This window comes from Desulfuromonadaceae bacterium (assembly GCA_019429445.1).
Lineage (GTDB): Bacteria > Desulfobacterota > Desulfuromonadia > Desulfuromonadales > JAHYIW01 > JAHYIW01.
In genome coordinates, this window is the sequence record JAHYIW010000009.1 from 35024 (window position 1) to 56916 (window position 21893).

At 57.0% G+C, this 21893-nt stretch carries 18 protein-coding genes; 14 read left to right on the plus strand and 4 right to left on the minus strand.

What is annotated here, in order from left to right; translation table 11 throughout:
* Window positions 1-47 precede the first annotated feature (47 nt).
* Window positions 48-1265 (plus strand): mechanosensitive ion channel family protein, encoded by a 1218-nt coding sequence (locus tag K0A93_04830; GenBank protein MBW6511432.1) that lies wholly within the window; start codon window positions 48-50, stop codon window positions 1263-1265.
* Entirely contained in the window at window positions 1266-2393 is a 1128-nt protein-coding gene (locus tag K0A93_04835; protein MBW6511433.1) for a DUF362 domain-containing protein, read from the plus strand.
* A gap of 16 nt (window positions 2394-2409) precedes the next feature.
* Here K0A93_04835 and K0A93_04840 read toward each other — a convergent pair whose 3' ends face one another.
* The 3 genes from K0A93_04840 to K0A93_04850 form a co-directional block, all read right to left on the minus strand.
* On the minus strand, window positions 2410-3531 hold the full coding sequence (locus K0A93_04840) for a M20/M25/M40 family metallo-hydrolase (protein ID MBW6511434.1): 1122 nt from the start codon (window positions 3529-3531) through the stop codon (window positions 2410-2412).
* A 2-nt stretch (window positions 3532-3533) separates the two neighbouring features.
* Window positions 3534-4034 carry a GNAT family N-acetyltransferase gene (locus K0A93_04845; GenBank protein ID MBW6511435.1) on the minus strand — a complete coding sequence of 167 codons (501 nt, stop codon included), beginning with the start codon at window positions 4032-4034 and terminating at the stop codon, window positions 3534-3536.
* An 84-nt stretch (window positions 4035-4118) separates the two neighbouring features.
* Complete coding sequence (locus tag K0A93_04850; protein MBW6511436.1) at window positions 4119-5039, minus strand: putative 2-dehydropantoate 2-reductase; 921 nt, start codon at window positions 5037-5039, stop codon at window positions 4119-4121.
* A gap of 346 nt (window positions 5040-5385) precedes the next feature.
* Between K0A93_04850 and K0A93_04855 the strand changes: the two genes are divergently transcribed.
* From K0A93_04855 to K0A93_04910, 12 genes are all read left to right on the plus strand, one after another.
* Window positions 5386-5871 (plus strand): CarD family transcriptional regulator, encoded by a 486-nt coding sequence (locus K0A93_04855; protein ID MBW6511437.1) that lies wholly within the window; start codon window positions 5386-5388, stop codon window positions 5869-5871.
* A gap of 47 nt (window positions 5872-5918) precedes the next feature.
* The gene (gene ispD, locus K0A93_04860) at window positions 5919-6629 is read left to right on the plus strand and encodes a 2-C-methyl-D-erythritol 4-phosphate cytidylyltransferase (protein ID MBW6511438.1); all 711 of its coding nucleotides are present in this window, start codon (window positions 5919-5921) and stop codon (window positions 6627-6629) included.
* Window positions 6629-7102: a 2-C-methyl-D-erythritol 2,4-cyclodiphosphate synthase gene (gene ispF / locus K0A93_04865; GenBank protein MBW6511439.1), complete on the plus strand. Its 474-nt coding sequence runs from the start codon at window positions 6629-6631 to the stop codon at window positions 7100-7102. Before ispD ends, ispF begins: the two co-directional genes overlap by 1 nt.
* Before the next feature lie 23 nt (window positions 7103-7125).
* Window positions 7126-8787 (plus strand): glutamine--tRNA ligase/YqeY domain fusion protein, encoded by a 1662-nt coding sequence (locus K0A93_04870; protein ID MBW6511440.1) that lies wholly within the window; start codon window positions 7126-7128, stop codon window positions 8785-8787.
* A 36-nt stretch (window positions 8788-8823) separates the two neighbouring features.
* Entirely contained in the window at window positions 8824-10698 is a 1875-nt protein-coding gene (locus K0A93_04875) for a response regulator (GenBank protein MBW6511441.1), read from the plus strand.
* A 9-nt stretch (window positions 10699-10707) separates the two neighbouring features.
* Window positions 10708-11256: a chemotaxis protein CheW gene (locus tag K0A93_04880; GenBank protein ID MBW6511442.1), complete on the plus strand. Its 549-nt coding sequence runs from the start codon at window positions 10708-10710 to the stop codon at window positions 11254-11256.
* Between the two features lie 61 nt (window positions 11257-11317).
* On the plus strand, window positions 11318-13084 hold the full coding sequence (locus tag K0A93_04885) for a methyl-accepting chemotaxis protein (GenBank protein MBW6511443.1): 1767 nt from the start codon (window positions 11318-11320) through the stop codon (window positions 13082-13084).
* Complete coding sequence (locus K0A93_04890; protein ID MBW6511444.1) at window positions 13081-15192, plus strand: hybrid sensor histidine kinase/response regulator; 2112 nt, start codon at window positions 13081-13083, stop codon at window positions 15190-15192. The genes K0A93_04885 and K0A93_04890 overlap by 4 nt, the downstream gene beginning before the upstream one ends.
* 5 nt (window positions 15193-15197) lie before the next feature.
* The gene (cheB, locus tag K0A93_04895) at window positions 15198-16253 is read left to right on the plus strand and encodes a chemotaxis-specific protein-glutamate methyltransferase CheB (GenBank protein ID MBW6511445.1); all 1056 of its coding nucleotides are present in this window, start codon (window positions 15198-15200) and stop codon (window positions 16251-16253) included.
* A 72-nt stretch (window positions 16254-16325) separates the two neighbouring features.
* Entirely contained in the window at window positions 16326-17804 is a 1479-nt protein-coding gene (gene cysS / locus K0A93_04900) for a cysteine--tRNA ligase (protein MBW6511446.1), read from the plus strand.
* Window positions 17805-17832: 28 nt separating this feature from the next.
* Complete coding sequence (gene uvrB, locus K0A93_04905; protein MBW6511447.1) at window positions 17833-19833, plus strand: excinuclease ABC subunit UvrB; 2001 nt, start codon at window positions 17833-17835, stop codon at window positions 19831-19833.
* 15 nt (window positions 19834-19848) lie between these two features.
* The gene (locus tag K0A93_04910; protein MBW6511448.1) at window positions 19849-20241 is read left to right on the plus strand and encodes a DUF4124 domain-containing protein; all 393 of its coding nucleotides are present in this window, start codon (window positions 19849-19851) and stop codon (window positions 20239-20241) included.
* 236 nt (window positions 20242-20477) lie between these two features.
* Here the strand turns inward: K0A93_04910 and ltrA are convergent, their stop codons facing one another.
* Window positions 20478-21818 carry a group II intron reverse transcriptase/maturase gene (gene ltrA / locus K0A93_04915; protein MBW6511449.1) on the minus strand — a complete coding sequence of 447 codons (1341 nt, stop codon included), beginning with the start codon at window positions 21816-21818 and terminating at the stop codon, window positions 20478-20480.
* Between the last annotated feature and the right edge of the window lie 75 nt (window positions 21819-21893).

Consider the following 21893-nt stretch of genomic DNA (forward strand, 5'->3'; position numbering starts at 1 on the left):
TCCTGTTCTCAAGCGTTTTGCCGTGTGTCCGCCGCCAGAGCTGAAAAATGCTGCGACCATTGCTTGCCAACCCCCGTTATCTTTGCTATGTAGAGGGATCAAAAACGCAGGAGAACGCCGTGTTCGCATTTGCAGAACTGCTCGACCAGACCTTCCTCGGCATCAGCCTCGCTCAGTACGGCGGCGCATTTGGTGCTATTCTTGGTGCGCTGATTATCCGCCGCATCGCACTGTACTTTTACGACCGTCTGCTGCTGCCACTGGCGGAAAAAACCGGCAGCGAGTATGACGATCTGCTGCTGAAATGTCTGCGTCGCCCGGCGGGCTTTCTGGTCACCATCGGCGGCATTCGTCTGGCCCTCGACATTCTCAAACTGCCGAGCGAACCGGTCAACCTGTTGCACTTCGGCAACGCCCTGACTCAGGTGCTGTTGACCTTCACCATCGCCTGGACGCTCTTTAACCTGATCGATATTTTCGACAAATACCTGAGCAACTGGGCGGCGCGCACCGTATCGACCCTTGATGACAATCTGACGCCCTTGATCCGCAAAAGCCTGCGCGTCTTTATCGTCTTTCTCGCCCTGATCATGACGATCCAGAATTTCGGCTATTCCGTCTCCGGCCTCCTTGCCTCCCTCGGCATCGGCGGACTGGCGGTGGCGCTGGCGGCGAAGGATACCTTGTCAAACGTGTTTGGTTCGCTGATGATTATCTTCGATCGTCCGTTCCGGGTCGGTGACTGGATTGTCGCCGGCGATATGGAAGGAACCGTCGAAGAGGTCGGGTTTCGCTCGACCAAGATTCGTACCTTCGCCAAGACACAAATCACCGTGCCGAACAATATTGTCGCCAATCTCGGCATCAACAACTTCAGCCGCATGCCGAAACGCCGCATCAAACTCACCGTCGGCATTACCTATGCCACCACCCCGCAACAGATGCGCACGGTGGTCGAACGGATTCGCACCCTGTTGCGTGAACACCCGGCGATCGACCAGGAATTTTTCCTCGTCAACTTCACCGACTTCGGCGCCTCCTCCCTCGATATCATGGTCTACTGCTTCACCACCACCACCGTCTGGGGAGAATATCTCGATGCGCGCCAGGATGTGTGTCTGAAAATTATGGATATTCTCGAAGAGCTGGGGCTGGAAATCGCGTTCCCGAGCCGCTCACTCTATGTGGAAAAAATGCCGGGGGACGGCCTGCCGGGCCCTGCACACGGAGCACCGATCACTACCAATGAGAAAGGGAAAGCTTAAATGTCGACACCCGTTTATTTCGCCGACCTGCGCACTGGCCACCGCGAGAACTTGTTTGGCAAGCTGACCCGTCTCCTTGACCTGGCCGGGATCGACCGGATCGTCGGCAACGGCGATCTGACGGCAATCAAAATTCACTTTGGCGAAAAGGGCGGCCACGCTTTTGTCCGCCCCCCCTTCCTCCGCCGCATTGTCGAGCGGGTCAAGGAACTCCACGGCAAACCGTTCCTCACCGATTCCAGCACCCTCTACCCCGGCCAACGCAAAGAGGCGGTTTCTGCCCTCACCTGCGCGATTGAAAACGGCTTCGCTTACGCCGTTGTCGGCGCACCACTGATCATGAGCGATGGCCTGCGCGGTCATTCAGCACGCCGTATCGCGATTGCGGGGGAGTTGTTGACGGCCACCGACATCGGTGCCGAAATCATCGAGGCCGATGTGCTGCTGGCCGTCTCGCACTTTAAATGTCACGAGATCAGCGGCTTTGGCGGGGCGATCAAGAATCTGGCAATGGGCTGTTCGAGCCGCGCAGGCAAACTGGAACAACATTCGGTCTCCGCCCCCACTGTCAATCAGCGCTGCACCGTCTGTGGTGCCTGCCTCAAAGCCTGCGCTCACGGGGCAATCACGGTTCAGGCCCCGCAGGCGAGCATCGCTAGCGATAAATGTACCGGTTGCGGGCGCTGCATCGCGATCTGCGCAGATAAAGCGATCGACATCAACTGGGACGAAGCGCCCCCGACAATCATGAAAAAAATGGCGGAATATGCCCTCGGCGCCACCACCGGCAAGGCGGGGAAGACCCTCTATGTCAGCTTTGTCACCCAGGTTTCGCCGGCCTGCGACTGTTACGGCCATAGCGACGCCCCGATCGTCGCCGATCAGGGGATTCTCGTCGCCACCGATCCGGTCGCCATCGATCAGGCCTGCGCCGATCTGGTTAATCGCGCTCCCGGTCTGGCTGACAGTGCGCTGCAATCGGGACATGAAGCAGGGGGGGACAAATTCCGCGGCGTCTATCCGCAGATTGATTGGGAGACCACGCTGGAACATGGTGAGAAGATTGGGCTGGGATCGCGAGACTACACGCTGATATCCCTGGAACCGAAGAGTGACAAGGGGTGGTAAGGGGTACGCCGCACCTTCATTTGAGCGCCAGCGCGACGTAGATCCGCGCGGCAACCTCGACTTCGGCGAGTGAGGTTTGTTCCTCAGCGGTATGGGCGGTTTCCAGCGAACCAGGACCGAGAATGAGTGGTTTGCACCCGGCCTGGAAAAACAGGTTGCCGTCAGAGTGGGAGCGGAACGGGACAAACTCCAACGGCAGATTCAGCTGTGGAAAAGTTTCTTCCATGATGGCCACCAGCGGGTTATCGAGCGCCAGCTCATAGCCTCCCGCTTCAAAATCGAAACGCGCTTCCAGATTGAGATCCTTGATCAGGCGCCGGGCTTTGACCAGAATCTTTTCCATCTCGCGCCGTACCTCCCCCGGATCAACATCGGGCGACAGATGCAGATCAATCAATGCCTCACAACGATCCGGCACCACGAAGCCCGCCTGCGACGAACTCATCTCGCGAATCGAGTAGACCAGTCGACCACTCCCCGGATCAAGGAGTGGCAGCCGTTGCAACTGCAACAACACCCGCAACATCGACTCAATAGCATTATGACCCAGTTCCGGCAGGGAGGAATGAATGCGCCACCCCTGCGTGACCAGTGCCACCTCCATGTAGCCGAAATGGCGAAATGCGGGGAGCATCGCGGTCGGTTCGCCGATCACCACCCACTCGGGCTGATACTCCTGCAGAAAGCGCGCACTGCCGTCGCCGTTTTCCTCTTCGCCAACCACCAGCAACAGACCGAGGGACGGGCGTTGCGCCTCGGGCAATGTCGCCAGCGCCAGCCACGCTTCGACCATCGCCGCGCAACCGCCTTTCATGTCGGCGGCCCCCAGACCACGCACCACCCCCCACTGTTCAACCGCCGCGTACTCCTCAATATCCCAGGCAGCGACCGTATCAACATGCCCGACCAGATAGAAAGACGGGGCTCCCGCCCCCATCGTTGTGATCAGATTGTAGCGTTCCTCATCAACCACCTGCCGCCGCACCGGAATCCCGGTCGCAGCCAGCAGCTCTTCCAGATAAAGCTGGATATCTTCTTCCTTCCCCGATGGTGAGTAGATATCGATCATCTCCATCAGGGTACCACGCAACCGGTGTGGATCGATAGCGGCCCACACTTGCTCAAGGCGCATGTCCATCGTCATCCCTTTTTGCGCTTTTGCCGTGCGCGTGACAGGTTAAGGGTCATGTAAACATGCTTCTGAATATTGTCGAACCCCTGCTTCCTGAAAAAGCCGATCCCGGCCTCGTTGTCAGCATCGGTGTCAATAATAATCATCCGCACCCCCTGCTCAACCATGCGCTGCTTGATTTCATTGAACAGCTTGTGCCCGACTCCCAGCTTCTGCAACCCGGAGCGAATCCCGATCCACACCAGATAACCATACTTCCACGAGGAGTTATGCTTCTCTACCGTGGTCCCCAGCGCAAAACCGACAATCACGCCGTTTAGTTCGGCGACGATGCACAATTCACTGTCAGAATTGAACAGCGTGGTGATCTCGTATTCGTCCCAGGTGCGATACATGCTCGACGAATATTCGGAGGTAAACAATTCCTCCCCAAGGTGAAAAACGGCCGCCAGGTCGTCGATCGACATTTCACGAATTCCAAGTTGTTCTTCAGGAATATGTTTTGACATGGGTCCTCTCGATAAAACAGGTGAATGCCTTGATGTTCGGATGAGCATAGCAGATAAAATAACGCGAGAAAATATTTTTGCGCATCAGCACAGCGATCCTGGCAAACTCAGCAACGCCGCCAGCAACTGCACCCGCGGCATAGTCACACCACAGCGTGCCGCGCGCTGCAACGGCTCATGGTAAATTGCCTGCACCTCGACCGGTCGCCCCGCCAGCCGATCGAGCATCATACTGGGGCGATAGTGATCCATGGCGTCGGTAGCCAGCAACATTTTTTCGGCAAAAGGCTCACCGTCAAGCGGCGTTGACAACCCCTGCGTATTCGCTCCGGCGGACACCTCCAGCATCATTTCCCGCACCTGTGCACGACAGGCCGGTGCGGCGAGAATTTCAGTGACATCCTTGCCGGTCAGGGCACACAACCCGTTGAACGGGATGTTCCACACCAGCTTTTCCCAGCGCGCCCTGCACAGGTCAGCCACCGCAGCGCAGGGAATTCCGGCCGCACTGAACGTCACCGCCAACTGCTCCGTCCGCGCACTGCTGCCGCCGCGAAACTCACCGAGCCGGACCGACCCCTGGCCGAGGTGATGAACGATCCCCGCTTCGCCACGATTTGAGCAGAGAAAAGCAATCCCGCCGAGCACGCGTTCCGGGCCGAAAGCGTCGGCCAGCAGCTCTTCGTTGCCGAGGCCGTTTTGCAACGTCAGGACGCTGCACGCCGGATTCAGCATCAACGGCGCGACGAGCCGGGTCAACACGTCGTTGGCCGTCGTCTTCAGCCCGACCAGGACCAGATCGACCTCCCCCATCTCCTGCGGAGCACGAAACCCGGCCACCTGATCAAGATGAAAGTTTCCCTGCGCCGAGATGATCGTCAAACCTTGCGCGGTGATCGCGTCGAAGTCGCTGCGCAACAAAAAACGCACATCGTTCCCGCCACGTTGCAACAGCGCACCGTAGTAGAGTCCCAGCGCCCCTGAACCGATGACAGCAATTCGCATTGGTCATGTTCTCCTTTCCACGGTTCCGAATCTATCATGCGTTCGACCATCTGTCAGTCGCAAACGGTTACCCCACGCTGCTCGTTGTGGCGATTAAAATATGATGGCGTCGCAAAAAGTCCGCCCTACTGCGTTACGCCGGTTTTTCAGGACCTCGACCTACCTGATGTAGGCCTTCGTCCCTGAAAAACCACCAGGCCTTGGAGGACGAAATTTTTGCTTAGCCATCCCATGAGTTTTTGCGAGTGCATCAAATATGATTTTATCATGAAAAATCACTCGCCTTGACGGATTCCACAACGCTGTGCTATAGTGTTTAGTCCCAGCGTGGGAGAGGAGTAACCAAATGTTTAAAGTTGGAGATATGGCGGTCTACCCGTCGCAAGGGGTCGGCATTGTCGAAGCGATTGAATCGCGCGATATTGGCGGCAGTGTGAATAATTTTTACGTTTTGCGCATCGTCGACAACGACATGACCATCATGATTCCGGTAAACAATGTTGCCCAGGTCGGCCTGCGCACCTTGATTGATCGCGGTCGCATCAGTTCTGTGTATAAATTGCTCGAAGAAAAGCTGTCCGAGATCCCGGCCACCATCTCGTGGAGCCGACGGCAGCGGGAGTATAACGACAAAATCAAATCCGGCGATCTTTTTGAAGTGGCCGAAGTCCTCCGCGAACTGTACATGATCAAGGAAGGCAAAGAACTTTCCTACGGTGAGAAGAAGGTACTCGAACTGGCCCGGCGCCTGCTGGTTAAAGAACTGGCACTGGCACAGGGACAAGCTGAAGACATGGTCGTCAAACGCGTCGAAAACATTTTCATTAACTGACAACGCCCCTGCGGCTTTACCGGTCCCTCCCTGTGATCAGGAGTCACATGAAAATCATTGTTCTGATCCCTGCCGCGGGAACAGGTAGCCGGATGGGTGCCGCTGTCAACAAACAGTATCTGCGCCTCGGTGACCGTCCGGTTCTGGCGCACACCATTGCCCTCTTCGACAATGCCCCGCAAGTCGATGACATCTACATCATCTCCCCGCCCGACGAGATCGATTACTGTCACACCGCCATTGTAGAACAATACGGATTTACCAAGGTCAGAGCTGTCGTCCCCGGCGGCGCACAGCGTCAGGACTCTGTACGTAATGGCTTGCAGGCCTGCGTGGCGCAGGACGACGATATTGTCGTGATTCACGATGGTGCACGCCCTTTCTTTCCCATTGCACAACTCCCGCTCCTCATTGAACAAGCGCGCACCGCTGGCGCCTGTCTGGTTGGCATTCCGGTTCAGGACACGATCAAGGAAGTTGTTGCCGCTCAGGTTGTAGCAACCCCGGAACGAGGACGCTTGTGGCAGGCCCAGACCCCGCAAGCCTTTCGTTATGGATTGATTCACGCCGCCCACGAACGAGCCCTGGCGCAAGGATTTGTCACGACCGACGACGCCGCGCTGATCGAATGGAGCGGGGCACCGGTGACCATGGTGACGGGGAGCAAATACAACCTGAAAATTACCACCCCTGACGATCTGCCGCTGGCCCGCGCCATTTGGGCAGAGCACGAGGCACAACGAGGGCAGCGGGAATGATGCGCATCGGTCACGGCTACGATGTTCACCGCCTGGTCGCGGAACGCAAACTGATTCTCGGCGGAGTCGAAATCCCTTTTGAACGCGGTCTGCTCGGACATTCCGATGCCGACGTCGCACTGCACGCCATTTGCGATGCCCTGCTCGGCGCGCTCGGCGCGGGGGATATCGGCAGGCACTTCCCGGATAATGACGAACGCTATCGCGGCATTGCCAGTACCCGCTTGCTGGAGCAGGTGGTGGCAATGGCCACGGAACGGGGGTACCGGGTTGTCAACATGGACGTGACGATCGTTGCCCAGGAGCCGAAACTGGCCCCCTACATTGAGCAGATGACAGTTAATATTGCCGCCGCCTGCAACGTTGACGTTGCATTGATCAACGTCAAGGCAACCACCACCGAACACCTCGGTTTTGCCGGGCGCGGCGAAGGGATCGAAGCCCATGCCGTGGCTTTGCTGCACGCGGCATAAATCGATAATTATAAGGAACACCCATGAGCGACATCTCGACAGCGTCCGCAAATTTCATCCGTAATATCATCAGCGAGGATCTCGCCAGCGGCAAGAGCAAGCAGGTTGTGACCCGTTTTCCGCCGGAGCCGAACGGCTATCTGCATATCGGTCACGCCAAGTCGATCTGCCTCAATTTCGGTCTGGCAGAAGCCTTCGGCGGGCGCTGTCATCTGCGTTTTGACGACACCAACCCGGTCAAGGAGGAGCAGGAATATATCGACGCCATCAAAACCGACCTGCGCTGGCTCGGGTTTGATTGGGGCGAACATGAATATTATGCTTCCGATTATTTCGAAAAACTTTACGCCTTTGCGATCATGCTGATCAACCGCGGCAAGGCCTATGTCGACGGCCAGACTGCGGACGAAATTCGCGAGGGTCGTGGCACCTTGACCACGCCGGGGCAAGAAAGTCCCTGGCGGGAGCGTTCGACAGCAGAAAACAGCGACCTGTTTGAGCGGATGAGAAACGGCGAATTTGCCGCTGGCCGTTATGTCCTGCGCGCCAAAATCGACATGGCGTCGCCGAATCTCAATCTGCGTGACCCGGTCATCTACCGTGTTTTGCACGCCCCCCACCACCGCACCTCCACCAGCTGGGCGATTTATCCGATGTACGACTTCGCCCATGGGCAGTCCGATTCGATCGAGGGGGTCACCTATTCCATCTGTACGCTGGAATTCGAAGACCACCGCCCGCTGTATGAATGGTTTTTGCGTGAGCTGAACATCTTTGCCCCGCGACAGATCGAATTTGCCCGCCTCAACCTTGATTACACGGTGATGAGCAAACGCAAGCTGCTGCAACTGGTCACCGAAAAACACGTTGACGGCTGGGATGATCCACGCATGCCGACGCTGTCGGGCCTGAGGCGACGGGGCGTACCGGCGGCCGCAGTGAAAAATTTCTGCGAGCGGATCGGCGTCGGTCGCGCCGCCAATCGCATCGAACTCAGTATCCTGGAAGATTGTGTGCGCGAAGTTCTTAACGAAACCGCCCCCCGGGCAATGGCGGTCTTGCGCCCGCTTAAAATTGTCATTACCAACTACCCCGCCGGGCAGATCGAGGAACTCACCGCCCCCAACCATCCACAACAACCAGAGCGTGGCGTACGTACCCTCCCCTTCGGTCGTGAAATTTTCATTGAACGGGATGATTTCATGACCGATCCGCCGAAGAAGTTTTTCCGCCTCGCCCCCGGCCGTGAGGTTCGGCTGCGCTACGCTTACATCATTAAATGTGACGAGGTCATGCGTGATACCAACGGGGAAATCTGCGCATTGCATTGCACTTATGATCCAGCTACCCTGGGAAAAGATCCTGCGGACGGTCGCAAGGTCAAAGGGGTGATCCACTGGGTTGAGCAGGAGCACGCAGTGACAGCCGAGGTTCGGGTCTATGATCGGCTCTTTCGGAGCGCCGACCCCGATGCCGGCAAAGACAGTGATTTTCTCGCGGCGCTGAATCCGGAGTCACTGGAAATCGTGACGGGCTGCCGCCTCGAACCGGCCCTTGCCACGGCCGCTGCTGGCGACACTTTTCAGTTCGAACGCCTTGGTTACTTTGTCGCCGACCATAACTTCTCGTCCGCAGCGCCGGTTTTCAACCGGACGGTCACGCTGCGCGATACCTGGGATAAATAGATCACCGTGTTTTTCTCACCGGACCATAAAAAAATCATGGCAAACGACGCTTTCCAGATCATGATTGTCGATAAAAACCGGCGCCTTTGCGAAGAGCTGAGCGCGCCACTTATCGCAGCCGATTGTCGTGTTGAATGTCTCGTCGATGGCAGCAGCAGCTATCGCTCAATCCTTGAGCAACTTCCGTCGCTGCTGATTCTCGACATCTCCCTGCCAGATCCAGCCGGGCTGGAAACGTTGCGACGGCTCCACAACCAGCGCACTTCACGCAAGCTGCCGGTCATTGTTATTTCCAATCAGGCCGAGTTCGAATTCGAGCTGCTTGACGTTTTTGATTTCCTCAAAAAACCGGTCGATCTGCACCGGTTGCTGGAGGATATCCGTTACCTGCGCGACCGCCAACGCGCGGATAAAATTTTTTTCGGGTTAAATGAAGAGGAACTGACGTTATTTCAGGAGTATCTGATCAAACACAGTGGACTCTACTTCGACCGGCGTAACTCAAAGATCCTCGAACGTGGACTCCAGCGCCGCATGCGCGCGGTGGGTGCCGACACCTACAACGACTATTTTGATTATCTCGACCTCTACCAGGACAGCCGCGCTGAGTTAAAAAAACTGATCGGTTTGTTGACCGTCGGTGAAACCTCTTTTTTCCGTTACAGCTCCCATCGCGACGCCCTTGTCAAACATGTCATCCCCGAGATCATCGGCGAACGCCAGCATGAACGTACCTTGCGTTTCTGGTCGGCCGGCTGTTCGACCGGCGAAGAGCCCTACTCTATCGCGATTTTTTTACTGGAACATTTTCCTCAATTGGCGGACTGGAAAATTGAAATCCTTGCCACTGACATCAACAAGAGGTCGCTGCGCCGGGCGCGCGAAGCGATCTACAGCCCGCGCGCCGTCCGCCTGATGGGGGAGGACTACATCGACAAATACTTCCACCGTGAAAGCAACCTCTACCTTCTCGACCGGCGGGTGCGTGACATGGTCGAATTCAACTACCTCAATCTGCAGGTCGACGCATACCCTGCACCGACCAATGGTACCAGCGATGTGGACTGCATCCTCTGCTGCAACGTCATGATCTATTTCCGCATCGACACCATTCGCGAAATTGTCGCTCGCATCAGTCGCTGCCTGCGTCCGAACGGGTTCCTTTTTCTTGGCCATGCCGAGACCATGCAGAATGTCTCGGATCGTTTTGTGCGTCTGAATAAACATAATGCGTTCTTCTATCAGCGCCGCGCCCGGCAGACCACCACAGCCACCCCGCCGCCTTCCCTGAACAGCACCCCCGTCCCGGCGCGACACAAGCCGCCGGCAACACCACCACCGCGCCCCCTGACGACGGCACCAAAACCGCCCGCTGCAAAGCCATTTTCGGTCGCACAGGTTTTCTCCGAGGCCGAGCAAGCTTTTCATCAGGAAGACTATAGAACAGCATCTCAAAAATATGATACAATCCTCGCGAAGCAGCCGGATCACAGCGGGGCGCTGCTCGGAAAAATCATCATCCTGGCCAACGAGGGGAACTTCAAGCAGGCGGCGGAAATCTGTGAACGGGTGCTGCAAACCGACGATTTGTGCGCTCCCGCCTATTTCCTGCGCGGACTGATCCATGACATGGAAGATGACCTGGCGGCCGCAATCACCGAATACAAACGGGCGATCTGGCTTGATATGCAGTTCATCGCTCCCCACTACTATCTGAGCAAGGTGTTGCTGCGGCAGGGCAACCACGCTGCGGCGGAGCGCGAACTGCGCAACAGCATTCGCCTCCTTGAGAAGTCCACCGAAGAGGCTGTCATCCCCTATTCAGGCGGACTGTCGCGCAGTGTTTTTCTTGAAATATGTCGGGCGGATACTGAAGCGGCCCACACAAAACCGACAACCAGCGGGAGATAAGAACGAACCATGGCAAACGATCAACATTCCGGAAATGAAATCAAGGCCGTTCTTGACGAGATGCGCCGCGAGTACTGGCGCGGGCTGGAAGAGGTGGACCACAACGCCGGGAAAGAGATTGTCGACTACCTGGCTTTTGTCATCGGCAATGAAACCTTTGCGGTACCAACCTCGATCGCCCGCGAAGTATTGCGGCTGCCGCGGCAGATCCTTGTCCCGAATATGCCGGAACATATTCTCGGGGTCTTCAATCTGCGCGGCGAGATTATTGCCATCACCGATCTGCGCCCGATCTTCGGCCTGCCGGGACGTGGCATCCCCGACCAGGGCCAGCTGATCGTCATGGCAGCCGCCGGGATTGAAACCGCGATTGTCGTAGAACGCGTTGTCGGTACCCGCAACGTCGTCCTCGATGACGTCGAGCCCTTCCCTGAAGGACTGGGGGGCATTCCTCGCAATGCCGTCACCGGGCAACTGACTGAAGACGGTAAACTTACGGTGTTACTCGATATGCAGCAACTTCTGTCACACACGGAATTTGTCATCGAACAGCAATAAACTGATAAACTCATTATCACAGTATTGATTGAGCTCAGCGCTCAGCAAAGGAAGAAATTGCATGTCCAAGCGAATTTCCCTGAAAATTGTCAGCGTACTGGTCATTGTTCTCGCCATCCTGATGATTATCTTTACCCAGCAACTGGTTGCCAACCGCAGCGCAGCACTTGAAGCACAGCTTTTGACCAAGGCGAAGACCATGGCGATCGGCGGTTCCAAAGCCATGGAATTGACGCTGAAAGAAGCACTCTCCGGCGGTCAATTTAACATGGAACAGCTTTTTGACGTCGACTACCAGCAGATCACCTCGGGACCGCTGGCCAATGCTGACCCACCCAAATTCAGTACCGCCTACGATCTCTATCTGGATATGACGATCAAGGACTTCCAGGATGCTCTGGTTGAAAACGACTCGATGGTAGTATTCGCAGTTCTGGTTGACCGCAACGGTTACCTGCCAACCCACAACAGCAGATACTCCAAACCGCTGACCGGTGACAAGCAAAAGGATGTCGTCGGCAACCGCACCAAGCGCATGTTCAATGATCCGGTCGGTCTGAAAGCCGGGCAATATGACGGCAAGGATGGCAACAAATTTTTGAAGCAAGTTTATCAACGTGATACCGGCGAAAAAATGTGGGATGTCTCCGCACCGGTCTATGTCAAGGGTCAGCACTGGGGCGGCTTCCGCATCGGCTTCTCGATGCAGGAGACCGAAGCGGCGATTGCCGAACTGCGTAGCACCGTCGGACTGTCGATGCTGGCGCTGCTGGCCATTGCCTCGCTGACCATTCTTGTCGTCGTCTCGCGATTCACCAAACCGCTCAAGCAACTGACCGAGGTCGCCAATAAAGTTGCTGGCGGGCAGCTGGATGAAACCATCGCCATCACATCGCAAGATGAAATCGGTCAGCTGGCAAGCGCCTTCAACCAGATGACCCAGGTCATCGTTAAAAACCTGAAAACAGAAATCGAAAAAAGTACGCTGCTGATTAAAAACGTCAAGGAAGCCATTCAGCAGCTTTCTTCGAGTGCCAATCAAATGATGGCAATTTCAGCGCAGCAGGCATCCGGTGCGACCGAACAGGCCAGCGCCGTGCAGGAAGCCACGACCACCTCCGAAGAGATCGCCATCACCGCCAAGCAGGTCGCCGAAAATGCCCTGCGCGTCGAGTCCCTTGCCGGGCAGGCCAGCGAGGTCAGCATCAGTGGCAGCGCCGCCACCGATCATGCCATTGAAGGGATGGACGAGCTCAAGCATCAGGTCCAGTCGATTGCCGAGGGGATGCTGCAACTTGGAGAAAATTCCCAGAAAATCGGCGGCATTATCGATATTATCGACGAGATCTCCGACCAGACCAATCTGCTCGCGCTCAACGCTGCAATCGAAGCCGCCGGGGCCGGTGAAGCCGGCAAGCGTTTTTCCATCGTCGCCAACGAAGTCAAACGACTGGCGGAACGCACCGCCGACGCCACCAGTCAGATTAAAACGTTGATTGAGCAGATCCAGAAAGCCACCAACGCCACGATCATGCTCACCGAGGATGGCACCAAAGACGTCGACAAGGCCAGCAACCTGGTAGCGAACGTCGCCAACGAACTGGCGCGGATTACCCAGATGGTGCATGACACCGCCAGCGCGGCGAGTGAGATCAAGCTGTCGACCCAGCAGCAGACGACCGCCTGCGAGCAGATGGCGGAAACCATCGCCGAGGTGCGGGATGTCGCCACGCAGGTCGCCACCGGTTCGCAGGAAACCTCACAGTCGATCACCGAACTGACCGCTCTGGCGGAACGCCTGAAGGAACTGGTCGGAGAAGAGGACTGACCGTGAAGCAGAAATATCTCGATATCTTCACTCGCGAAGCTGAGGAACACCTGCAGATTCTGCGCAAGGGACTGCTGGCGCTGGAAAAAGAAGATTTCAGTGCCGGGCGGATTCACGAGCTGTTACGCAGCGGCCACACCCTCAAAGGTTCGGCACGACTGGTCGGCCTGGAAGAACTCGGTCAGGTTGCTCACCTGATCGAAGATATCTTCAAATCACTGGAAACCGGTGAACGATCAATCAATCCGGAGTTGATTGACGTCCTCTTTCTCGGCACCGACGCGGTTGAAGCACTGATCGCGCAGGCCCACTCAGAGGGAGATATCAGCGTCAATGTGGAACAGGTACTCACCGCCCTCGAAACGGGAACCATGCCTGAATCCAGAAGTGTCAGCAATGCTCCAGGGAAAGAAAACAGCGATCATATCGAGCTCGAAACTGTTCGCACCAGCGTGGTCAAACTTGACCAGCTGGTCAACCTGATGGGTGAAATCCTTATCAGCCAACGGCTTTTTGATGAACGCGGACGGAACCTGCGGGGACTGATGGGGTGTCTTGAAACCTTTATGGGCGGTCTGCGCAAAGCGGAAAACTATCGCACTGTCAAGGGAATCCTCGACAACTTCAGCCAGTTGTCCGCTGAACTTGATCGCGATACCGTGCAGCTCGAATACCTGGTCCGTGAGCTGCACGGCAGCGCCATGGAGCTGCGCATGCTGCCGCTGTCAGCGATTACCGAAGACCTTGAAGTGATGGCCCGTTCGCTGGCACGTGAACAGGGGAAAATTTTGCAACTCGATATCATCGGCAAAGAGGTTGAGCTTGACCGGATGATGCTTGAAGCGCTCAAGCCGATGCTGCTGCATATGTTGCGCAACGCCGTCGATCACGGCCTGGAATCTCCTGAAGAACGGCAGCGTGCCAAAAAAACGCCGGTCGGCCGGATTGAGCTGACAGCCCGTTACGAGCTCGGCCTGGTGCGACTGGTGATGCGTGATGACGGCAATGGCATCGATCCGGTGACCATCCGCCGGATTGCCCAGGAACGCGGCGTTATCAGCGCCGAAGAAGCCCGCTTGATGAGCGATGAAGAAGCCGTCTACCTGATTTTACGCCCCGGCTTCTCAACCCGCGAATTCATCACCGATGTCTCCGGTCGCGGCGTCGGCATGGATGTCGTCAAATCCAATATCGATCGGGTCAAGGGCAACCTGGTCATCCACTCAACCCCCGGCCAGGGGACCGAGATGATTCTGCATCTGCCGTTGACCATGGCGGTGATCAATTCGCTGGCGATCGACTGCGAAGGAGAAACCTACGCCGTCCCCCTGCATTACGTAACCGAGATCCTGCGCCTGCGGGAAGAAGATATCTTCACCCAGGGAGCCCGGGAAGTGGTGCGCGTTCGCGACCGGATGTTGCCCCTCTTTGATCTGGCGACACTGCTCGGCATTCCACGTCAGGCGTCCACCAACCACCTGCAACGTATCACGGTAATGGTGTTGAACTTCCGCGAGCAGCAGGTCGCCTTCACCATCAGTGAGTCGTACGGCACCCAGGAACTGGTAGCAAAAAATCTCGGCAAGCAGCTCAAGCGTGTACGCTTCTTCTCCGGCGCAACGATCCTTGCCGATGGCACCCCGGCGTTGATCATGTCGGTCCCGGACCTTTTTACGGCCAGCATTCAGGGGAGTGGAACACACCTTCGCAAAGACTTCGCCAGCCATCGCGAAAAGAGCAGAAAAGGGAATTTGCTGGTCGTTGATGACTCAATCACCACGCGCACGATGGAGAAGAATATCCTCGAAACCCACGGATTTTCCGTGACCCTGGCAGTGTCCGGCGAAGATGCCCTGGAAAAACTGCGCAGCGGCAAGTTCGACCTGATGATCAGTGACGTGGAGATGCCCGGAATTAGCGGATTTGAGCTGACCCGCCGGGTTCGTTCGATGGAAAACACTCAGGATTTGCCGGTGATTATTGTCAGTTCGCTCGCTTCCGACGAACATCGCCGCACCGGGATAGAGGTTGGAGCACAGGCTTATATCGTGAAAGGAAAGTTTGATCAAGGGACCCTCCTGGAGACGGTCGAGGCCCTGATCGGTTAATCGTGATGATCAACGTACTGATTGCAGAAGATTCAAAACTGACGCGCATGGTGTTGCGTGATCTGCTCGCGGGGGACTCCCAAATCCATGTTGTCGGCGAGGTCGACAACGGTCGCGCCGCCGTTGCTGAAACCCTGCGCCTGAAACCAAACCTGGTCATCATGGATATCATGATGCCGGTCATGGACGGACTTGAGGCGGTCGAGGAAATTATGGCGCACTGCCCGACGCCGATCCTGATCCTCTCCGCCAATGTCGATCGGGGTGACAACCTCTGCGCGTTTAATGCCATTGAACGCGGGGCACTCGATGTCATGGAAAAACCGCGCGGAGTGGTAACCGAGGCGTTCGACGCAATCGCCACGCGGCTGATTGAAAAGGTCAAAACCCTTTCCCGCGTGCGGGTGATCACTCACTTCCGCAAGCGCAAACGCCACCCCGAGGCGCTGACGCCAGCCGCCACCATTGTCCCCCCCCCATTGCCACCGGCCACCACTTTTCACACCCTGGCCATCGGGGCTTCAACCGGCGGTCCGCGCGCTGTAATGAAGCTGATTACGGCGCTACCCAAAGATATCAGCGCCGGAGTCGCGATTGTGCAACACATCTCCAACGGTTTTGACCGTGGCTTCGCCGAGTGGCTCAACCGTGAAAGTCAGCTCACGGTCAGGCTCGCCCGCGCTGGTGACAAGATGGAGCCCGGCCTGGTCCTCCTGGCACCAAACGGCACGCACATGGAAATTCACCGCCAGCGCGTGCAGCTGATTGACGACCCGCCGGTCAACTGCTGCAAACCGGCTGTCGATAAACTCTTTCATTCCCTGGCCAGCAAGGAGACCGCCCCCGGCGTGCTCGGCGTGCTCCTCACCGGGATGGGGTGCGACGGGGCCGAGGGGATGCTGGCGATGAAAAAAGCCGGAGCCTATAATATCGTCCAGGATGAGGCCTCCTGCGCGGTCTTCGGCATGCCCCGTGTGGCGGCGGAACGTGGCGCGGCACATCGTGTTCTGCCGCTGGACGACATTCCGCCAGCGGTCGTGCAATTGTTGAAAAAACGGTAAGCTGCGCCAATTCTCTCCCGCAACCGCTGGTTGTTTTGAGTACTGTTACCCCCCAAAGGAGTTTTTACACGAATGAGTCTGCGTGTTTACAATACCCTGTCAGGAGAAAAAGAAGTCTTTGAACCGCTGGTGCCGGGCAAGGTCGGCATGTATGTCTGCGGCGTGACCGTCTACGATTATTGTCACATCGGCCATGCCCGCGCCAACATCGTCTTCGATGTAATCTACCGTTATCTGCGTTATCTCGGTTACACGGTCAATTACGTCCGCAACTACACCGATGTCGATGACAAGATCATCAACCGCGCCAACCAGCGCGGTATCGACAGCAAGGTACTGGCCGAAGAATTTATCCGCGCCTTTGACGAGGATATGGCCGCGCTCGGGCTCGATCTGCCAACCTGTCAACCGAAGGCCACCGAGCATATCGGCCACATCATCGCCCTGATCGAAAAACTGGTTGCTCGCGGACTGGCGTACGCGGCGGGGGGGGATGTCTATTTTGTTGTCGAAAAATTTTCCGACTACCTCAAGCTGAGCAAACGCAATCTTGACGAGATGCAGGCGGGCGCGCGCATCGCGCCGGGAGAACTGAAGCGCCACCCGATGGATTTTGCCCTCTGGAAGGCGGCCAAACCGGGAGAACCGGAGTGGGATTCCCCGTGGGGGAAAGGGCGCCCCGGCTGGCATATCGAATGCTCGGCGATGAGCATGGAATATCTCGGCGAAAGCTTCGATATCCACGGCGGCGGCAAGGATCTGGTTTTCCCCCATCATGAAAACGAGATTGCCCAGTCTGAAGGTGCCACCGGCAAACCTTTTGCGCGCTATTGGCTGCACAACGGCTTCGTCAACGTCAATCAGGAGAAGATGAGCAAATCGCTCGGCAACTTCTTCACCATTCGCGATATTCTCGAAAAATACGCCCCCGAAGTCATCCGCTTCTTTATCGTTACCGCCCATTACCGTTCGCCGCTCGATTTCTCCGATCAGAATCTGGAGGAATCACGTCACGGCCTGACCCGCTTTTACGAGGCCCTGGAACGTGCCGATGCACACCTCGCCGCGCATCCAAACCGCGACGCCACCTGCGCCGTGCTCGATGCGGAATCACGCGAGACATGTGACCGGATCGAGGTGCTCGAAGACAAATTCTGCGCCGCCATGGACGATGATTTCAACACCGCCCAGGCGATGGGCTACCTCTTTGAAGTTGTGCGCGGCATGAACCGGATCATGGCTGAAAATAAATATGCCGAATGTCCCCTGTTGCTGGTGGCGCTGAAGGACGCCGCAGACAAACTGCGCCGCCTTGGCGGGGTGCTCGGGCTCTTTCAGTCCGTGCCCTCCGAATGGCTGAACAAAAGTAAAAACGAAGGGATCAACGCCAGCGGACTCAGTGCCGAAATGATTGAAACCCTGATCGTCGAGCGGCGCGAGGCGCGCGCCGCGAAAAACTTTGCGCGCGGTGACGAAATCCGTGACGAACTCGCCGCCAAAGGGATCATCCTCCTCGATTCGCGCACCGGAACCACCTGGAAAATCAAGTAAACGTGCACTACCGGACAGTTCCGTCAAGATGGCCAAATTTGTCTTAAAATCCCCCTTTGAGCCGTGCGGCGACCAGCCGCAAGCGATTGCCGAACTGGTCATGGGGCTCAATCGCGGCGACCATCATCAGGTGCTGCTCGGCGTCACCGGCTCCGGCAAAACCTTCACCATGGCCAACGTTATCGCCCGCACCCAGCGCCCGACGCTGGTGCTGGCGCATAACAAAACGCTGGCGGCACAGCTCTACGCCGAATTTCGCGAACTCTTCCCCGCCAATGCGGTTGAATATTTCGTCTCCTATTACGACTATTATCAGCCTGAAGCCTACGTTCCAACCACTGACACCTTTATCGAAAAAGATTCGTCGATCAATGAAGAGATCGATAAACTGCGCCACAGTGCCACGCGCAGCCTTCTCACCCGCCGCGATGTCATTATCGTCGCCTCGGTTTCCTGCATCTACGGCCTCGGTTCGCCGGAAGCCTATTTCGGCATGCTGATCAGCCTTGAGGAGGGGATGGAGATCGACCGCAATGCACTCCTTAAAAAGCTGGTTGAAATTCAGTACGAGCGCAACGATATCGATTTCCATCGCGGTGCGTTCCGGGTGCGCGGCGATACGGTCGAAATTTTCCCCGCCTATGAGGAAAAGCGTGCCCTGCGTATCGAGTTCTTCGGCGACGAGATCGAAGCGATCAGTGAAATCGACCCGCTGCGCGGCCATGTGCTCGATCGGATCGGCAGAACCGCGATCTTCCCCGCCAGTCACTACGTCGCTACCCGCCCGACGCTCGACCGCGCCGTGCGCCAGATTCAGGATGAACTGCTGGAGCGGCTGCTCTACCTGCGTGAAAAAAATATGTTGCTCGAAGCCCAGCGCATTGAACAGCGCACCCTCTTCGACATTGAGATGATGGAGGAGATGGGCTACTGCCAGGGGATCGAAAACTATTCGCGCCACCTGGACGGACGGCAAGCGGGGGAGCCACCGGCGACCCTCTTCGATTACCTGCCTGATGACGCCTTGCTGATGATCGACGAGAGTCACGTCAGCGTCTCGCAGGTCGGCGCAATGTATCGCGGCGACCGCTCGCGCAAGGAGACGCTGGTCAACTACGGTTTCCGCCTCCCCTCGGCGCTCGACAATCGGCCGTTGACGTTCGAAGAATTCGAGGCGCGGCAGCTACCGACCATCTACGTCTCCGCCACCCCGGCCGATTATGAACTGCGCAAGGCCGAAGGGGTGGTCGTTGAGCAGATCGTCCGCCCGACCGGGCTGGTCGATCCGCTGATTGAAATCCGTCCGGCACAGCATCAGGTCGATGACCTGCTCGACGAAATCCACCTCACCGTCGCCAGGCAACAGCGCGTCCTGGTGACCACCCTGACCAAACGGATGGCCGAGGAGTTGACCGACTATCTCAACGAGCACGGCATCCGCGTTCGCTACCTGCATTCCGATATTGACACCCTGGAACGCATCCAGATTATCCGTGATCTGCGTTTGGGCGAATTCGACGTCCTGGTCGGGATCAATCTGCTCCGCGAAGGGCTCGATATCCCGGAGGTCGCGCTGGTGACGATTCTTGATGCCGACAAGGAAGGATTTTTGCGCAGCACCCGCGCGCTGATCCAGACCTGCGGCCGCGCCGCCCGCAACGTTGCCGGGCGGGTGATCATGTACGCCGACAAGGTCACCCGTTCGATGCAGGCCTGTCTCGACGAAACCGACCGTCGTCGCCAGACCCAGTTGGCCTACAACGCCGAACACGGCATCACCCCGCAATCGATCATCAAATCGTTACGATCCGTCCTCGAAGATGTCGCCGACCGGGAGCAGCACGCACGCGACGAGGTCGCCGAGGAATTGGCGGAATATCGCACCAGCGGCGCGTTGAAAAAAGAAATCGCCCGGCTCAAAAAAGACATGATGGCCGCCGCCGCCGGGCTGGAGTTTGAAAAAGCCGCGGAATTGCGCGACCGCATGCTGGTGCTGGAACGGCACGAACTGGAGCTGCCTGGCCGCTGACAAGGAGTTTTGCCGATGAAGAAAAAGCTGCTCTACCTGTTGATCAGCGTGGCGCTGGCCGTTGCCCTGCCGTTTGTCATCAAAGGGAAAAACGCTCAGCCGCTACTGACTGTCGACCATTTCTCCGCACCGAAGGTCGCCCTGCCCGACCTGACCGGCCTCGAAGCAAAAGCGCGCGACACCCTGAACGAGGCGCAGGCGGAAATCAACACCGTCAAGGACAAGATCGCCGCTGCCCTCCCCCAGCCGGAGACAAAAATCTACAAATGGAAAGATGCGCAGGGGCAGTGGCACTTTTCCGATCAGCCGCGCCAGGACGGGGAGAGTGTCGAAGTCAAAATTGCCGCAAAGGTGAATACCCTGCCGACGGTGAAACACAAACCGGTGCCGCCACCCGCAGCCAATTGAGGCTGCGGCAGCGGTCAAGGACAGGCTTAATGACCCCATCAGGGGGATGAGTAGACGGGAGTCTGGTTATTTCATGCTCCCTCTCTTAGACGCTATTCCGTGAAAACAGTTCCGCGGAGTTCCGGGAGTTCCGGGGACAGCGCGGAGTTCCGGGTAGAGTAGAGAGCAGGTTTCACCCTGCCCTCCCTCATCAAACCGTGCGTGCGGTTTTCCCGCACACGGCTTTCCGATGTTCTTCACTGCAAGGCATGCACTTTCACCCAACCCGCGGTCGTTGGCACTTTGTACAGGCCATATTTCACATACAAAGACCTGTTGGGAAATCTGACGTAGCCTGCATTCCGGTCTCTGACTTTGTGCCGCTTGCGCAAATGAGTGATCAACCGCTGTTCCAGGTGATTCCGTATCCGGCCCAGCGTCTGGCTGCAATTGCGGTAATGAAAGTAGCCTACCCAGCCTCTGACCATGGCGTTGACTTCGTTCACCACCCATTCAAGGGGCATGATCGTCCGCTCTCGTTTCGTGAGCGCGGTGATCCGGTCTTTGACTTTTTGCTCGGATTTCTTCGATGGTTGAACGTGGGGATACATTTTCCCACTTTTCCTGCTTTTCCCCATCCAGATCGTAAATCCAAGGAAGTCGAACTTTCCCTCGAAGGCATTGACAACGTTCGTCTTTGTCTCGTTCAGGGTCAGTTGCAGCCGCTCCAGTATCTGTCGCAGCACCGTCATCGCCTGCTCGGATTTTCCTCTCCGGCAGAGAATGACAATATCGTCAGCGTATCTGACGATGCGGGCACCTAATCGTTGTTGCAAATTATTCCGCTCCCAGATCCTGTCCAGTATGTGCAGGTAGAGATTGGCCAGCAACGGTGAGATAACGCCGCCTTGCGGGGTTCCTTTGCGGTTACCCTTACCGCCGCCGATATTCCGTTTCGTTCCGTCCTTGTCCATTTCCATGATCGGGGCCTTGAGCCACATTTGAATCAGGTGCAGAATCGCACCGTCACAGATACGCTCGGCGACCACCGCCATGAGGTTAGCATGGGGGATGGTGTCGAAGTATTTGGACAGATCGGCGTCGATAACTTCGGTATAGCCGGTATTCATGGCTTTGGCGACGTCATCGACTGCGGCGTGGGCTGACTTCTTCGGTCGGAATCCGTAGGAGGTTTCGCAGAAATCCGCCTCGAAGATCGGCTCGATGACCAGTTTCGCGGCCATCTGCGCCACCCGATCCCGAATGGTCGGGATACCCAGAGGACGCTGACTGCCGTCGCTCTTGGGGATCATGACCCGTTTGACTGGATCGGGTTTGTACGTCTTGTTTCTCAGTGCATCTTCCAGCTCCCCAATGAATGCAGGTGCCCCTTCGTTTTCCTCGATGGCCGCGAAGGTGACGCCGTCAATCCCGGCGCTCCCTTTGTTGGCGCGGACAAGGGCATAGGCATGACTAAGGATGTCAGCCCGATAGACCTTGTCGTACAAGGCGTGGAAGCGGCAGGCCGGTTCTTGCTTGGCCTTACAGTAGAGCTTCCTCTGTAGCGTTCTGATTGTTTCCGGGGTTGTTAGCGACATGGCAATCCCCATCTCCGCCGCTCTTTGGTTACGTGAACAAAGCAGGGTCCCTTCCCTCGGACTGGGTTGTGTTGT

Excerpts from the sequence above, each read along its gene's own strand:
- K0A93_04875 (MBW6511441.1), top strand. The coding sequence starts at position 8,824 with ATGGCAAACGACGCTTTCCAGATCATGATTGTCGATAAAAACCGGCGC.
- K0A93_04870 (MBW6511440.1), top strand. The coding sequence starts at position 7,126 with ATGAGCGACATCTCGACAGCGTCCGCAAATTTCATCCGTAATATCATC.
- cysS (MBW6511446.1), top strand. The coding sequence starts at position 16,326 with ATGAGTCTGCGTGTTTACAATACCCTGTCAGGAGAAAAAGAAGTCTTT.
- K0A93_04830 (MBW6511432.1), top strand. The coding sequence starts at position 48 with ATGCTGCGACCATTGCTTGCCAACCCCCGTTATCTTTGCTATGTAGAG.
- K0A93_04835 (MBW6511433.1), top strand. The coding sequence starts at position 1,266 with ATGTCGACACCCGTTTATTTCGCCGACCTGCGCACTGGCCACCGCGAG.
- ispF (MBW6511439.1), top strand. The coding sequence starts at position 6,629 with ATGCGCATCGGTCACGGCTACGATGTTCACCGCCTGGTCGCGGAACGC.
- ltrA (MBW6511449.1), bottom strand. The coding sequence starts at position 21,818 with ATGTCGCTAACAACCCCGGAAACAATCAGAACGCTACAGAGGAAGCTC.
- K0A93_04910 (MBW6511448.1), top strand. The coding sequence starts at position 19,849 with ATGAAGAAAAAGCTGCTCTACCTGTTGATCAGCGTGGCGCTGGCCGTT.
- K0A93_04840 (MBW6511434.1), bottom strand. The coding sequence starts at position 3,531 with ATGGACATGCGCCTTGAGCAAGTGTGGGCCGCTATCGATCCACACCGG.
- K0A93_04855 (MBW6511437.1), top strand. The coding sequence starts at position 5,386 with ATGTTTAAAGTTGGAGATATGGCGGTCTACCCGTCGCAAGGGGTCGGC.
- K0A93_04880 (MBW6511442.1), top strand. The coding sequence starts at position 10,708 with ATGGCAAACGATCAACATTCCGGAAATGAAATCAAGGCCGTTCTTGAC.
- uvrB (MBW6511447.1), top strand. The coding sequence starts at position 17,833 with ATGGCCAAATTTGTCTTAAAATCCCCCTTTGAGCCGTGCGGCGACCAG.
- K0A93_04885 (MBW6511443.1), top strand. The coding sequence starts at position 11,318 with ATGTCCAAGCGAATTTCCCTGAAAATTGTCAGCGTACTGGTCATTGTT.
- cheB (MBW6511445.1), top strand. The coding sequence starts at position 15,198 with ATGATCAACGTACTGATTGCAGAAGATTCAAAACTGACGCGCATGGTG.
- K0A93_04845 (MBW6511435.1), bottom strand. The coding sequence starts at position 4,034 with ATGTCAAAACATATTCCTGAAGAACAACTTGGAATTCGTGAAATGTCG.
- ispD (MBW6511438.1), top strand. The coding sequence starts at position 5,919 with ATGAAAATCATTGTTCTGATCCCTGCCGCGGGAACAGGTAGCCGGATG.
- K0A93_04850 (MBW6511436.1), bottom strand. The coding sequence starts at position 5,039 with ATGCGAATTGCTGTCATCGGTTCAGGGGCGCTGGGACTCTACTACGGT.